This window comes from Vibrio sp. D54, from assembly GCF_021728075.1.
In the GTDB taxonomy this organism is placed as follows: Bacteria; Pseudomonadota; Gammaproteobacteria; order Enterobacterales; family Vibrionaceae; genus Vibrio; species Vibrio alginolyticus.
This window is the reverse complement of record NZ_JAKKCS010000003.1, coordinates 205,410-220,312: the sequence shown is the minus strand read 5'-3', so window position 1 is coordinate 220,312 and position 14,903 is coordinate 205,410. Positions and strand designations below refer to the sequence as shown.

Annotated in this window: 10 protein-coding genes; 9 read left to right on the top strand and 1 reads right to left on the bottom strand. The window is 45.2% G+C overall.

The genetic code is table 11. From position 1 onward, the window contains the following. The first annotated feature begins 385 nt into the window (after positions 1–385). Both L3V37_RS05565 and L3V37_RS05560 read left to right on the top strand, forming a co-directional pair. Positions 386–1,588 carry a Bcr/CflA family multidrug efflux MFS transporter gene (locus L3V37_RS05565; RefSeq protein ID WP_005378055.1) on the top strand — a complete coding sequence of 401 codons (1,203 nt, stop codon included), beginning with the start codon at positions 386–388 and terminating at the stop codon, positions 1,586–1,588. Then, positions 1,588–2,250 (top strand): DUF2913 family protein, encoded by a 663-nt coding sequence (locus L3V37_RS05560; protein ID WP_005378053.1) that lies wholly within the window; start codon positions 1,588–1,590, stop codon positions 2,248–2,250. Before L3V37_RS05565 ends, L3V37_RS05560 begins: the two co-directional genes overlap by 1 nt. A 30-nt stretch (positions 2,251–2,280) precedes the next feature. Here L3V37_RS05560 and L3V37_RS05555 read toward each other — a convergent pair whose 3' ends face one another. Continuing rightward, positions 2,281–3,732 (bottom strand): DUF2867 domain-containing protein, encoded by a 1,452-nt coding sequence (locus tag L3V37_RS05555; RefSeq protein WP_237305973.1) that lies wholly within the window; start codon positions 3,730–3,732, stop codon positions 2,281–2,283. A gap of 94 nt (positions 3,733–3,826) precedes the next feature. On the opposite strand from L3V37_RS05555, the gene L3V37_RS05550 reads away from it, so the two are divergent. From L3V37_RS05550 to L3V37_RS05520, 7 genes are all read left to right on the top strand, one after another. Next, positions 3,827–5,203, top strand: coding sequence for an MATE family efflux transporter (locus L3V37_RS05550; protein WP_149191902.1), 1,377 nt, complete (start codon positions 3,827–3,829; stop codon positions 5,201–5,203). 187 nt (positions 5,204–5,390) lie between these two features. Next, complete coding sequence (locus tag L3V37_RS05545; protein WP_005378040.1) at positions 5,391–6,062, top strand: ABC transporter ATP-binding protein; 672 nt, start codon at positions 5,391–5,393, stop codon at positions 6,060–6,062. Beyond that, complete coding sequence (locus L3V37_RS05540; protein WP_005378038.1) at positions 6,043–8,496, top strand: ABC transporter permease; 2,454 nt, start codon at positions 6,043–6,045, stop codon at positions 8,494–8,496. Before L3V37_RS05545 ends, L3V37_RS05540 begins: the two co-directional genes overlap by 20 nt. Further along, positions 8,496–9,620, top strand: coding sequence for a lipocalin-like domain-containing protein (locus tag L3V37_RS05535; RefSeq protein ID WP_042521997.1), 1,125 nt, complete (start codon positions 8,496–8,498; stop codon positions 9,618–9,620). The genes L3V37_RS05540 and L3V37_RS05535 overlap by 1 nt, the downstream gene beginning before the upstream one ends. A gap of 330 nt (positions 9,621–9,950) precedes the next feature. Continuing rightward, positions 9,951–11,102: a Na+/H+ antiporter NhaA gene (gene nhaA, locus L3V37_RS05530; RefSeq protein WP_237305972.1), complete on the top strand. Its 1,152-nt coding sequence runs from the start codon at positions 9,951–9,953 to the stop codon at positions 11,100–11,102. A gap of 716 nt (positions 11,103–11,818) precedes the next feature. Then, positions 11,819–12,454 carry a TetR/AcrR family transcriptional regulator gene (locus tag L3V37_RS05525; RefSeq protein ID WP_005378033.1) on the top strand — a complete coding sequence of 212 codons (636 nt, stop codon included), beginning with the start codon at positions 11,819–11,821 and terminating at the stop codon, positions 12,452–12,454. Positions 12,455–12,525: 71 nt separating this feature from the next. Then, on the top strand, positions 12,526–14,808 hold the full coding sequence (locus L3V37_RS05520; RefSeq protein ID WP_017634878.1) for an acyl-CoA dehydrogenase: 2,283 nt from the start codon (positions 12,526–12,528) through the stop codon (positions 14,806–14,808). The last annotated feature ends 95 nt before the right edge of the window (positions 14,809–14,903 follow it).

Genomic DNA, 14,903 nt, shown 5'->3' with positions numbered 1-14,903 from the left:
GGAATTGGCTCAAAATAAATTTTCCTACCAAAATTAGTGCCTAGACAATTCCGGTGTGCTTACTCATCTCAGTGATATGCCTTTGCATTTAGCTGATGCATGCATACTCTTATTGCAAAGCCTTCGGCTACGGTGAATGGAATGATGGTGTCAACGCCATCATTTTTACTGCATTGTGTTTGTTTCCCATAAACACATTTCGCTTTCACATGCTTTTCTATGTCGAGTTCGTCAAGGTCACACCTTGGTACATATTTGCCCTTATGATTCTCGAACGTTGGATAGAACAGGTTTTTGGCTTCTACATTCAGCGATATGAGAACTTCCGTTATTTTCACTTTGTTCTGCAAGTATTGACGGTAGGGCTCCAACAAGAGGTAAAAGAATGACAGAAAAAGCTCAAAGTGCTCCGCAATCCCAAATCAGTTTTCTATTGTTTCTGGTACTAGGAGCGATTGGTGCTTTGACGCCTTTGGCGATCGATATGTATTTGCCTGCGATGCCGACAATTGCGAAAGATTTGGGGGTCGCGCCTGGCGCGGTTCAGATTACGTTGACGGCTTATACCGCGGGTTTTGCGATCGGCCAGTTAATTCACGGGCCGCTTGCCGATAGCTTTGGTCGCAGACCTGTGTTGATTTTAGGCGTACTTTTCTTCGGCTTGGCTGCTGTTGTGAGTGCGACAACAAATGGCATTGATGCGCTGACCTATGTACGTACGGCACAAGGTTTTGCTGGCGCGGCAGCGGCGGTCATTATCCAAGCCGTCGTGCGTGACATGTTTGACCGTGAAGACTTTGCACGCGCAATGTCCTTCGTTACTCTGGTCATTACTATTGCGCCGTTGGTGGCACCGATGATCGGTGGCCATCTCGCGATTTGGTTTGGTTGGCGTTCCATTTTTTGGGTATTAGCTATTTTCGCTGTAGTCGTGATTTTTCTCGTACTTTGGAAAATCCCTGAAACGTTACAGCTTGAAAATCGTCAGCCTCTTCGTTTCCGCACGACGCTGAGAAACTACGCCAGATTATGCTCCAATCCTGAAGCGATCGGTTTGATGCTCTCAGGTGCGTTTTCATTTTCCGGAATGTTTGCATTTTTGACGGCGGGTTCGTTTGTTTATATTGATTTATATGGTGTTCGACCAGACCACTTTGGTTACCTATTTGGTTTGAACATTGTGGCGATGATCATCATGACCAGTATTAATGGTCGCTTGGTGAAGAAAGTTGGTTCCCATGCCATGCTTCGTTTTGGGTTGTTCGTGCAACTTTTGGCGGGGATTGGTTTATTCGTAAGTTGGTTAATGGACTTCGGATTATGGGGCATTGTACCTTTTGTTGTGCTGTTTATCGGTACATTGTCGACGATAGGTAGTAACGCGATGGCGCTGCTTTTAAGTGGTTACCCATCAATGGCGGGTACGGCGTCGTCTCTAGCGGGGACATTAAGATTCGGTATCGGTTCATTGGTTGGTGCGCTGGTGGCATCACTGCCCGGGAATGTTGCTTGGCCGATGATCATCGTGATGTTTGCTTGTTCTGTGCTTTCAGCACTGTTTTATTGGACTTTAGGAAGAAAGGCGTAATGTCGAATTACACCAAAGAAATTCAAAACTTGGTTAACTCAGCACTTGAAGAGTTAGATCAAGAGCATCGCTCAGGTAAGTTAGCCAATGCCCCTGTTGCGAATAACCATTATTTAGTGCGTTGGGTAACAAAGGCGCTAAAATCACAACGTTTCGGACGTACGGTAGGCGATGACTTAACGCGTTGGCAAAAAGCAGGTCGCTCAAAGGGGAACGATGCTGGTTTGTTGTTTATCTTTAAACGTATTTCTGCTTTTTATGCGCAATTCTTCCCTGAAGGTGAAGACTCCAAAGTGTTCAAAGATTCAGATATTGAGTCTTTTCTTGATTTGATGGAGCAAGCAGGCTGGGAAGTCTCGACGTCTGAGCAACTGATTGGGTGCGGCAAAGTACAAATCTTCACTGAAGGTCAAAACTCTTTAGCGTTATGTGCAGACCAATGCGAAAGCTGTTTTGATGGCGAGTTGCTCGTAAAGCCAATGAGTTGGTTTGTGCGTGGCAATCATGCTGAGTTTGTTGAGAAAGCAGCGCAAGCGGGCTTTATGGTTCATAAGGTAACAGACTACAAATCGATGGTGAAATACCATGGCGAGTACCTTATTTTTCCAGCAAACGAAGGCAACCAGTTAGCCGAAATTCCACTCTCGTTCAAAGCTGACTAAAGTGACATTTTGAGTGTTTAGAAGCCCCTGTTATTGGGGCTTTTTGTTTTCTAAACGGTTTGCTTCTTTCGCGATGGCTTTGACCATGCCTTTAAATATGAAGAGATGGGCTGGCATCATTGCAAACCAATAAAGCAGCCCAAGAAACCCTTGCGGGTGCCACCAGGCGGTAATATCCAGCTCTCGTTCGTCACCGAGATCTTTGATGGTAATTTCTAAACGCCCAAGGCCTGGGCCTTTCATACCAAAAAACAGTGAAAGAAACTGATTGTTATCGCAGCGAATCACTTTCCAAGAGTCAATAAAATCACCGACTTTGAGCTCTGGTCCAGGAGGAGAAACGCGAATCGGTTTTCCGCCGCCAAAAAAGATATCGAGCCATTCACGTGTACGCCACAAGATGTTGGCAAAGTAATAGCCTTTTTCGCGACTCCCGATCTTTTGCGCCACTTTCCATAATGCCGCAGCGGAGGCATGGGTTTTAATGCTCGCTCCAGCTTGTTTTGGGTAATAGCCATATCCTGGTTGCCATCGACGAAGCGCTGCGGGTTCAAACCCCCAGACATTACTGCGTACAAATGTGCCTTCATCTTGAATGGTATCAGTTACCGCTTGCTCGTAGCTGATCAGCGTTTGAGGAAATCGTTCTTCAATCGCTTTGGAGTCTGCAATGTAGTCGTGCTCTAAGCCCGCAAGTAATGCTTTACCGATACTAGTTGGCACTGAGGTAACTAAACCTAGCCAGTACGATGCCATTTTCGGAGTAAGTAGCGGGGTCGACCACAGTCGATACGGCTTGTTCGTGATTCGGCAAATGACTTTGAACTGTTCGCGGTAGCTAAGTGTATCTGGCCCACCAACTTCATAAATTTGACTTTCTTCTGGAGAGGGGGCTTCTGCTAACTTCAACAAATAGTGGTTGAGATTGGGCAAGGCAATAGGGTTCGCTTTTGAGTCGACCCATTTAGGCGCAATCAAAATAGGTAAGTTGTAGACAAAGTCACGCATGATTTCGAAAGCGGCAGAGCCGGGACCGATGATAACGCCAGCACGCAATTCAGTTACTGGAACACCAGACTGTCGAATTATTTTTCCCGTGGCTTTACGAGCGGCTAAATGGCGAGAGTTTCCGGTTTGAGGTTGAATGGCACTCAAATATACAACATGCTCGACGGAGCTTTGTTCCAACGCATATTTGAAGTTCAAAGCAAGGTTTAGTTCGTACTCAACAAAGTCATCACCTTGAGCCATCCCGTGCACGAGAAAAAATACTAAATCAAAATCGTTCACTACAGCCTTCGTGGTCTCTGCGTCAGCCAAGTCGAGATACCTTAACGTTAAATTAGGGTGAGGCTGAGTTCTTGACTCTAAATAATCAATATGTCGCGCCGCTGCTGTGACGGCGTAACCTTTATCTAAAAGTAACGGAAGAAGTTGAGAGCCAATGTAACCCGAGGCGCCTAGTACCAACACCTTTTTCATTATCTGTCCTTTTATCGTTGGTGGAATAAACACCACAGAGTATAATCATGAGACACTTTCCCCATTCTATCAATAAGTTGTCGTTGGAGCGCTTGTGACTTTTCTTTCTCAACTCTCAATACACGCAGACAAAGCATTCTTACGTCGTTTATTTGCAATCGCGTTACCAATTACACTGCAAAGCATGATGTTTTCTAGCAGAAGCCTCGTCGATGTTCTTATGCTTGGTCAACTTGGTGAAGCTGAAATTGCCGCTGTTGGAGTTGCTGCGCGCGCGACTTTCGTCACCACCATCATGTTAGTTGGGGTGACAACGGGCGGTGCGTTGTTAACCGCTCAATATTGGGGGGCTGGCGATAAAGTTGGGGTGCGTCGCAGTACCGCTTTAACATGGATGATCGCAATGATGTTTGCTGCGATTGCTGTTGCTTTGTTTGTTGTTTTTCCACAGCCCATCATGAGTTTGACTACCGATTCACAAGAAGTGATTGAATTAGGGGCCAGCTATCTCATTATTTCGTCGGTTAGCATGTTTGCTGTTGCATGTGTGGCCAGTATGTCGGTGGGCCTAAGGGCGATGCACCAACCAGGCTTAAGCACTTTTTTTAGTGGTATAGGCATTTTATCTAATGTTTTTCTTAACTGGGTTTTAATTTTTGGTCAATTAGGCGCTCCTGCTTTGGGTATTACGGGAGCAGCGATCGCAACGGTAATCAGTGGCGCGATCGAAGTAGGTTGCTTGTTTGGTTATCTATGGTTGAAAAAACACATAATCGCATTTGGCTGGGATGATATACGCGCAGGATTGGTCTTAGATAAAATTACGCGTTTCTTGAGCCTCTCTTTGCCAACCACATTTAACTTCTTGGCGTGGGCTGGTGGGTTGTTTGCTTATCACGCCATCATGGGGCAAGCAGGCGTGCAAGGTTTGGCGGCGCTTTCCGTAATGACACCTGTTGAGTCGATCGCATTGGCGATGATGATTGGTTTATCTAATGCGGCTGCAGTTCTAGTAGGGAACCAGCTCGGCGCTCGTAATTTTGAACCCGTTTATTATCAAGCATGGGCTACGGTCATTTTGAATGTGCTTATCGCATTTGTGGTCGCCGTCTTGTTGATAGTGTCAAATCAATGGATCCTTAATGCGTTTAGTGCACTGACAACGGACACTCGCGAGCTAGCTGAACAGTTTATGGTGATTCTTGCGTTGGGTGTCGTGCTACGCTCGGTGCCGATGATGGCTATTGTTGGTGTATTACGTGCGGGCGGTGATGTTAAGTTTTGTTTGTATCAAGACATCTTGGCGCAGTGGGTGATCGGGATTCCACTCGCAGCATTTGCAGCGATTTATCTCAATTGGGACCCACAATGGGTTTACTTACTCTTTTTGACAGAAGAAGTTGTGAAGTGGGTGATTTGCTTGCCAAGAATGGTTAGCCGAAAATGGATGAAAAACCTGATTGGCCAGTAAGGAGGAACAGAGTTTATTTTGGCTGCAAAAATCTGCTCAAAACGTCAACAAAATTAGCAACAGAAAGTGAATCGAGTTGCATTTGTACTTCCATAGTGTGATCAAGCATTCAAAATACTTTCTACTAACAGGATTTTAGTGTAGATTCTGATCCCAATTTTTAAACACCATCCGAGCGGCATAATCAATGTTAAAACTGTCAGACCTATGTAAAGGCTATGTAGACGGGGGAGAGTTTCACCCTGTATTACAAGGGGCAGAATTAACATTGCAGCAAGGCGACCAAGTTGCTCTGATGGGAGAAAGTGGTTCGGGTAAAAGTACTCTGCTGAATTTAATCGCCGGATTAGATACTGCTGACTCTGGTGAAGTGCAGTTTCCAAATTTTGCTATGCATGAAGCACCGGAGCATTTAAGAACCCTTTATCGCCGCAACAATATTGGTAATATCTTCCAACAATTCAACCTGCTTCCTACACTTAATATTGCCGACAATATTCGTTTTTGTCGTCAGTTAAAAGGTCTGCCGGAAGATAAAGAGTTGTGGCGTCAAATTCTTTCTGCTTTGGACTTAATGCCATTGCTAGGACGTTATCCGGAAGAGGCGTCTGGTGGTCAGCAACAACGTGCGGCGATTGCTCGTGCACTCTATATGGAGCCAAAAATCCTGCTTGCTGATGAGCCAACTGGTAGCCTAGACGAGCGAAACGCAGAAGCAGTAATGCGCTTACTAACGAGTCTCGCTCGCCAACTGGAGTGTACTTTGCTGTTAGTGACGCACAGTGAAAAAGTGGCCGCCCATATGGAAGGAAAGATTCGACTTCAAGGAGGGCAGCTACATGTTATGGCCCGTAGTTAAGGCACTACTCGGTCATTACCGTCGTTACCCTCTACAAATTATTCTTGTCTGGCTGGGATTAACTTTAGGCGTGTCCCTCCTTGTTGGTGTTACTTCTATCAACCAGCATGCAAAACAAAGTTATGCCACTGGGGAAAAGCTTTTCTCTAATCCTTTGCCATACCGAATCCGAACGAAGCACTCTGCCAATAAAATTCCTCAAGGTTTCTATATTCAGTTACGTCGAGCTGGGTTTAACCAATGTGCACCGTTTGACGTGCTTCATCTAGATGCCAAGACCGATATGAGCCTGATGTTGGTGGGGATAGATCCTGTCGCGATGATCCCACTACAACAAGGAAAATCGCTAGGTGAGATGCCTGTTTTATCACTAATGAAGCCTCCTTATCCTATTCTTGTTAGTCAAGATTTGGCCGCTTACATGAGTTGGCAGGATGGGGACTTCATTGAGATGAATGACGGAAGCCGTCTTGGGCCTATTCAAGTAGATAAGGACAAGATGCTTTCGGGTACTCGGCTGGTTACTGATATATCGTTGTTGCGTATGCTCAAGCGGAGCTCAGGTTTGTCTGCGATTTCTTGTGGCGAAATGCCAGAGGAAAAGCTAATAGCACTGAAAAACATGCTGCCAAACGGAATGACGCTTGTTAGGAATACGCGTACTGAGCTTGAGTCGCTAACTAACGCATTCCATATGAATCTCACCGCGATGGGAATGCTGTCGTTTTTGGTCGGGTTGTTTATTTTTTATCAAGCGATGTCTCTGTCTTTCATCCAGCGACAACGTTTGGTAGGTATTTTGAGACAGACTGGTGTTAACGGAACACAGTTAGCGCAAGCCTTATTGCTAGAGTTGTCTTTGCTCGTCTTTATTGCGTGGGCGTGTGGTAACTTTTTTGGCTTGATCTTAGCAAATGAGCTTATCCCAGCAGTGTCTTCGAGCCTGAGTGATTTGTATGATGCCAACGTAGGCTTAACCATAGGATGGTCATGGCAATCTAGCTTATACAGTCTAATCATGGCAGCGATGGGTGCGTTGATATCGTGTCTGTGGCCATTAATCCGTTTGCTGAAGTCACAACCAATCCGCCTCTCTTCTCGACTGTCGCTAATGCGATTTGCTGGAAGAGAGTTCTCTTGGCAGGCACTTGCGGCGTGTGCGTTTTGTGTCGCTGCAATAGCGGTATATCAGGCCCCGAAAACACAAGAAACCGGCTTTGCTATTATTGCGCTGATGTTGGTTAGTGTGGCGTTGTTTATGCCATTTATTATGTGGCATATGTTCCAAAGTTTTTCTTATACCATGCGTTGGGTTCGTGTCCGTTGGTTTTTTGCTGATGCAGCAGCAAGCATGAGCTATCGCGGTGTGGCTACGATGGCGTTTATGTTAGCGCTGGCGGCAAACATTGGTGTAGAAACAATGGTCGGAAGCTTTCGAGATACAACCGATAAGTGGCTAAATCAGCGATTAGCCGCTGATGTGTACATCTATCCGACCAACAATTCAGCCGCTCGGATGAGCGCATGGCTCCAGAATCAGCCAGAGGTGAACTCGGTTTGGTGGCGTTGGGAAAAAGATATGCCGACCGAGCACGGTGCTCTGCAAGTTGTGAGTACGGGCTCTTCTGAAGGTGAGCTAGACTCACTTACCGTCAAGTTAGGTGTCCCAAATTACTGGTATCAACTGCACGCTACCAAGAGCTTAATGGTCAGCGAGTCGATGGCCTTGAAGTTGGATATCCGCCCTGGCGATTTCATTAACTTGCAGGAACCGCTTGGTGGTGATTGGCAAGTCGTAGGCGTTTACTACGATTATGGAAACCCATATAACCAGGTGATGATGTCGCACCGGAATTGGCTGTATGCATTTGCAGGTACGGGTAATGTTGGTCTTGGCGTAGTATTAAAAGATAACGTCAATGGAGAAGGGCTGAAAAATCGCTTAGAGAATGTATTCCGTCTTCCGCAAGATCGTGTGTTTGATAACGGTAATATTTATAGCCAAGCAATGAGAGTGTTTGATCATACCTTTGCTATAGCAGGAACCTTGGGCAATATCACGCTGATTATTGCCGTGTTTGGTTTATTCTTTGCGACGTTGGCAGGAGAACTTTCACGGCAGCGGCATTTTTCCTTATTAAGGTGCATGGGTGTGTCCGGAAAAGAACTTGTCGTATTAGGTGGTTTGCAGCTATTCGTCTTCGGAGCCATTTCTGCGATTATTGCAGTGCCGCTCGGCTTGGCGCTCGCACATTTGATCGTTGATATTATCATTAAGCAATCATTTGGCTGGTCTCTAGAGCTTCAAACGATTCCATGGGAGTATGCTCAAACCATTGCTTGGGCGATGCTTGCCATCATGGTTGCTGGCGCATTGCCAGTTATTAGAATGATCAAAAGTACACCGATGAAGTCATTAAGGGACGCGTTGTAATGAAAAAAATGGGCTCTAAAAAACGCTTGTTGGTTTCAACGCTCATTGTTGTTACGTTCGCTTTTCTGACTGGGGCTGCTTTTTACTCAACTTTTTGGTTAGAGGCGACAGCAACACGAGAAAGCGAACTTGATTCTATCTTAACGCGTGAAAATCAAACGATTTTCGAGCCTGTACTACCTAACGAGCATGTCTCTTTACCCTCAGACTTTCGCTTTCATCCCGAGTATCAGCATGAATGGTGGCACTACTTTGCGAAATTAAAAGATGAGCAAGGCAAGATCTACAATGTTCAATGGAGCTATTTCAGGGTTGCGACGGACGAGCGAGAAACCAGCGGTTGGCAGAACCCTCAATTGTACATTTCACATGTTGTCGTCAGTCATGGCTCGCATGTATGGAAAGAGCAACGGGTAGCTAGAGGTGGGATAGGCCAAGCTGGTATGATCAATCGTCCTTTCAGGTTATGGATTGATAATTGGACTTGGCGATCACTCGGTGCGACGCCTTTCCCGGGCAACTTGAATGTGAATACTGATACGTTTGGACTTGAGCTCAATACCATGACAAGCGGCCCCTTTGTGGTGAATGGAGACAAAGGCTTCCAAGTTAAACATGCGTTGCAATCTGTTGCTTCTTTCAGCTTCAGTGCTCCATTTTTAAAAGTAAAAGGCAGCTTAAGCTTAAATGGTAAGCGATTCTCAGTGACGGGTTCTGCTTGGGCGCAAAAAGAGTGGGGCAGCGGCTTAATTGGTGAGGGGCAACAAGGCTGGGATTGGTTTGTTTTCAATTTAGATGATGGTCGAGCATTAACTGTTAGCCGTTATCGTCACCATGGGCAAACACCGCACGTGTTTGGCACGTTGTCGACACGCTCAGGTAAAGTCATCAACCTCTCAGACGATGATATCAGTATTAAACCAATGCAAGTGACCAGTTTATCCAATGGAAGAAGGTTACCTTTGCAGTGGATTATCAATATTCCGAAGCATCAAATTAATTTGACTACCCGCATTATCAAGTCAGATATGTGGCTACCCTTTGTAATACCTTACTGGGAAGGGCCTACTTTAGCTTCCGGCTCCAATGAGGCTTGGGGCTTTATGCAGCTGACAGGCTATTGAGTTGTGAAGAAAACCACCCCCTACGGGTGGTTTTTTAGTGCGCGAAGCTTCCTAGCTTTTTCTCAAAAGTACGGGGTTATCATGATGGTACAAGCCGTGTTATGCTGATTTTCTCATCATCTTGATAAATATTTGGTGCGACAAAAACAAATACGATCTCCGATCAAAATTGAGTGTCATGTTGGAAAATACGATGTATAGTAAACTTAACATCGAAAAAACCGAAGTTTATACTCTGAAGAAGCGATTATTCTAAAGTTTTCGACAGCTATACACTCTTATCACTCTTTGTTAATCGTTTATTAAGATAATAAATATAAGGACGAAACCATGAACGATGTCATTCGTGACTTTTTCAAAATGGAATCAGCAGGTGGTATTCTTCTCGTAATTGCAGCGGCAATTGCGATGACCATTGCTAACTCACCGCTGGGCGAAACTTATCAATCTGTACTGCATACTTATGTATTCGGTATGTCAGTTTCTCACTGGATTAATGACGGCCTAATGGCTGTTTTCTTCTTACTTATTGGCCTTGAAGTGAAGCGAGAGCTACTTGAAGGAGCGCTAAAATCAAAAGAAACCGCAATTTTCCCTGCGATTGCAGCGGTTGGTGGTATGTTAGCCCCTGCTCTTATTTACGTTGCGTTTAATGCTAACGACCCAGAGGCGGTTTCTGGCTGGGCCATTCCAGCTGCGACGGATATTGCATTTGCTCTAGGTATCATGGCGCTACTAGGTAAGCGCGTACCAGTAAGCCTTAAAGTGTTTTTGTTAGCTCTCGCTATCATCGACGATTTAGGCGTGGTTGTTATTATTGCACTGTTTTACACAGGTGATCTTTCTAGCATGGCGCTGCTTGTTGGCTTCATCATGACTGGTGTCCTGTTCATGTTGAATGCGAAGGAAGTAACGAAACTGACGCCATACATGATAGTCGGCGCGATCTTATGGTTTGCGGTACTTAAATCTGGTGTTCACGCAACACTTGCAGGCGTAGTGATCGGCTTTGCTATTCCTCTTAAGGGTAAACAGGGCGAACATTCCCCACTTAAGCACATGGAGCACGCACTTCATCCATACGTGGCATTTGGTATCTTACCTCTATTCGCATTTGCAAATGCGGGGATTTCGCTAGCAGGCGTATCGATGTCAGGCCTAACTTCAATGCTGCCATTAGGTATTGCTTTGGGGCTACTGGTTGGTAAGCCTCTAGGTATCTTCACCTTTAGTTGGGCTGCTGTGAAAATGGGTGTAGCTAAGCTACCGGAAGGCATTAACTTCAAGCATATCTTTGCGGTCTCTGTGTTGTGTGGTATCGGTTTTACAATGTCTATATTCATTTCCTCTTTAGCGTTCGGAAATGTAAGCCCTGAGTTTGATACCTATGCTCGACTAGGCATCTTAATGGGCTCGACGACAGCCGCGTTACTTGGCTACGCGTTACTGCACTTTTCTTTGCCTAAGAAAGCGCAAGCGTAAGATACACACTGTTTAGTAAAGCCTCCCATTCGGGAGGCTTTTTTATGTCTGAAGATCGGCACACAACCACTTCAGGGTGGTTACTTTTGTGACCAACTAAGGTCTAGCTTATGGAGTTGGGGCAAATCATCGAAAGAGGCGCTTGGTAAATCTATAGGCGAAAAAAAGCCCAGCCGAAAATTTGACTGGGCGGATACAAACATAGGAGTTAATAAGAAAAAAGCAGCAACGTAACAATTAGATGGAAACAAGTTTGACGGCCAGTGAAACTTCAAATGCCCTAACTGTTACGTATATTCAGACCGAGCCTTTTCCAAACAGTTCCATTTTTTTTCAAAAAATTTCTACTTAATGCTTTCTAGCTTCTTACACATCCGAAAGTAATAGAAAAATCGAGATGGATTACCAACTTGGCGAAGTTACTAACTTCTGTGTTTCTCATTTTATCTCCCCTAGAACCGAAGATGTATTTCATACTCTCGTCGCTCACTCCGAGCCGCCAAGGCTATTGTTAGCGTTTCAATTGCGCTGGACTGAGAAATTTGATCGTTTTCTTCTGGCAAGCTTCACTGGAGTATTCGATTGAATTTCAAAAGATTAGATCACACCTTTTACTGTCTGGTCAGACCAATTGGTTAAAGTGTGATGTTAATCATTTGTTAATCTGAAGTTTCGGGAGTATATTTTCAAACAGTTGTTTAATACGAGTGATTAAAATGGCCCCGAGAACATCAACAAAAGAAAAAATACTCGATGTCGCAGAAGGACTCTTTGCTGAACATGGCTTTAATGATACTTCGCTAAGAACGATAACAGGTAAAGCTAACGTTAACCTAGCATCGGTAAACTATCACTTTGGCGATAAAAAAACGCTGGTTAGAGCGGTTTTAGATAGGTATTTAGAAGCACTAATGCCGAGCATTAAGACTTCATTAATTGAGTTAAACACGCGCGATAGCTACAACATGGACGATGTCTTTGAGTCATTGCGATTACCTTTACGTACATTAAATGATGTACGCCCAAATGGTACTGCGCTGTTTATGTTGTTAATTGGCCGCGGTTATACAGACGTTCAAGGTCATCTACGCTGGTTCATTACCACCAGATACGAAGAGGTACTGAACCTTTTCACTTTCTCGATAATGAAGGCGAACCCGGAACTATGTGAAGAACAGTTGTTTTGGCGATTGCACTTCACGTTAGGAACCTGTGTATTTACGATGGCTTCAAGCCAGGCTCTTTCGGAGCTGGCAGAAAGTAAGTTTGAAAAGGAAGTCGATGTGAAATCTGTCGTCGATTTACTGATTCCATATTTGTCAGCAGGAATGTCAGCAAAGCAGTTGGCATAAGACAAATAAGAAAGTTAAACCAATAATAAGATTATACCCCGAGCGGTTACGTGAACAAAAGGATCTGAACTATGAGCTCTCTACGAAGAAAATGGATTAGTGACCCGGCTTTTAAAGTGTTCAAAAAAGTATTGCCACCTCTGTCTAGCACCGAGAAAGAGGCGATGGAAGCGGGTAGTGTATGGTGGGATGCCGAACTATTCTCAGGCAAGCCAAACTTCACAACATTGCATCATTATCCAACGCCTACACTGACGGCAGAAGAGCAGTCATTTATGGATAATGAGCTTGAAACCCTGCTAGAAATGCTTGATGACCAGAAGATTGTCAAAGAAGACAGGGATTTACCACCTGAAGTATGGGAATACCTACGTAAAGAGCGATTTTTCTCTTTGATCATCTCGAAAGCATATGGTGGTCGTGAATTTTCCGCTTTGGCGAACTCAACCATTGTTTCTCGTATTGCGACTCGAAGTATCAGTACCGCGGTATCGGTAATGGTACCAAACTCTCTTGGCCCTGGTGAGCTGCTATCGCACTATGGTACGCAAGAGCAAAAAGATTACTGGTTGCCTCGTTTAGCTGATGGTACAGACATCCCTTGTTTCGCCCTAACTGGCCCTGAAGCGGGTTCTGATGCTGGTGGCATACCTGATCAAGGCGTGGTTTGTTACGGCACCCATGAAGGCAAAGAAGTGCTTGGCGTGCGAGTTAGTTGGAATAAACGCTACATCACGCTTGCGCCAGTTGCGACAGTGCTCGGGTTAGCATTTAAACTGCAGGATCCTGAAGGGCTACTTGGAGACAAGAAAGAGGTTGGCATTACATGTGCGTTGATTCCCGCTGACCATGAAGGTGTCGAGATAGGCGAGCGCCATGATCCTCTGGGGTCTGCGTTCATGAATGGCCCAACTCGTGGTGAAGATGTCTTCATCCCTATGGACTGGTTGATCGGTGGCGCTGATTACGCAGGTAAAGGTTGGCGTATGCTGGTTGAGTGTCTTTCTGCTGGTCGTGGTATCTCTCTTCCAGCGCTTGGCACAGCGATTGGTCACCTTACTACACGTACAACAGGTGCTTATGCTTACGTGCGTAAACAGTTTGGAATGTCGATCGGTAAGTTTGAAGGTGTTGCAGAAGCAATGGGGCGCATTGGTGGTCTTACTTACCTACTAGAAGCGACGCGTACGCTAACGACGACTTCTCTCGATATGAAAGAAAAACCTGGGATTGTAACCGCGATTGCCAAGTACCACATGACGGAAATCGCGCGTACCATTCTAAATGATTCGTTTGATATCCATGCGGGTCGTGCGATTCAAGATGGCCCAATGAACTATCTTGCTAAACATTACCTTGGTATCCCGGTTGCTATCACCGTTGAAGGCGCGAATATTCTGACTCGTAACCTGATGATTTTTGGTCAAGGTGCGACTCGATGTCACCCATATGTTCTAAAAGAAATGGAAGCAGCGGCGAATCCAGATTCTGAACAAGGTGCGAAAGAATTTGACAACTTACTCTTTAAACACATCAAGCACGCGCTCGGTAATACATTCGGTGCATTTGGTGCAGCACTAACTGGTTCTCGATTTGTTAACGCGCACATGAGTGGCCCAACGCAGCAATACTACAAAGACATTACTCGTCTCAGTCGTGCACTTGCAGTAAGTGCAGACTTTGCGATGTTAACCTTAGGTGGAGACTTGAAGCGTAAAGAAATGATCTCCGCACGTTTGGGTGATGGATTAAGCTATCTATACATGGCATCTGCTGCCTTGAAAAAGTATGAAGATGAAGGCCGTCAACAAGGCGATCTAGACTTCGTTCATTACGCTGTTCAACACTGTTTGTATAACGCTTCTAAGTCATTAAATGAGGCTTACACCAACTTCCCTGTGAAATACGTTGGCGGTGTGCTTAAGGGGCTATTGTTCCCGCTTGGTAATCATTTCAATAAGCCAAGTGATGAGCTGTGTGTGAATTTGGCTGAAGCGATGATGACACCAGGCGCGCAACGTGATCGCCTCACGCATCTGTGCTACATCGGAAAATCAGAGGATGACAGCGTAGGCTTAATGGAGAATGCATTCCTTGCAATGTACGACATTAAACCTTTGGAGCGTAAACTTATGAAGGCTGCGAAGGATGGTAAAGTGGCTCGTAAAGGTTTGCTGCATGACCGTTTGCAGCAAGCATTTGAAGCAGGCGTGTTAACTGAGCAAGAAATTGATCAAATCATGGCTGCAGATAAATTGCGCTACAAGGCGATTCAAGTTGACCACTTTAGTCATGACTTTTCTGAAGTGCGAACTCATAGCCCAAAAAAGTCGCAGTTGAATCCGGCGGCATAATAGACAACTAATGTTAAGAAAAGCACCTCAATGAGGTGCTTTTTTGTATTCTTGGGGAGTGGATGGTGGGATAGTGCTCCAACCACTTGCCTTTT

Excerpts from the sequence above, each read along its gene's own strand:
- L3V37_RS05565 (WP_005378055.1), top strand. The coding sequence starts at position 386 with ATGACAGAAAAAGCTCAAAGTGCTCCGCAATCCCAAATCAGTTTTCTA.
- L3V37_RS05560 (WP_005378053.1), top strand. The coding sequence starts at position 1,588 with ATGTCGAATTACACCAAAGAAATTCAAAACTTGGTTAACTCAGCACTT.
- L3V37_RS05555 (WP_237305973.1), bottom strand. The coding sequence starts at position 3,732 with ATGAAAAAGGTGTTGGTACTAGGCGCCTCGGGTTACATTGGCTCTCAA.
- L3V37_RS05545 (WP_005378040.1), top strand. The coding sequence starts at position 5,391 with ATGTTAAAACTGTCAGACCTATGTAAAGGCTATGTAGACGGGGGAGAG.
- L3V37_RS05540 (WP_005378038.1), top strand. The coding sequence starts at position 6,043 with ATGTTATGGCCCGTAGTTAAGGCACTACTCGGTCATTACCGTCGTTAC.
- L3V37_RS05535 (WP_042521997.1), top strand. The coding sequence starts at position 8,496 with ATGAAAAAAATGGGCTCTAAAAAACGCTTGTTGGTTTCAACGCTCATT.
- nhaA (WP_237305972.1), top strand. The coding sequence starts at position 9,951 with ATGAACGATGTCATTCGTGACTTTTTCAAAATGGAATCAGCAGGTGGT.
- L3V37_RS05525 (WP_005378033.1), top strand. The coding sequence starts at position 11,819 with ATGGCCCCGAGAACATCAACAAAAGAAAAAATACTCGATGTCGCAGAA.
- L3V37_RS05520 (WP_017634878.1), top strand. The coding sequence starts at position 12,526 with ATGAGCTCTCTACGAAGAAAATGGATTAGTGACCCGGCTTTTAAAGTG.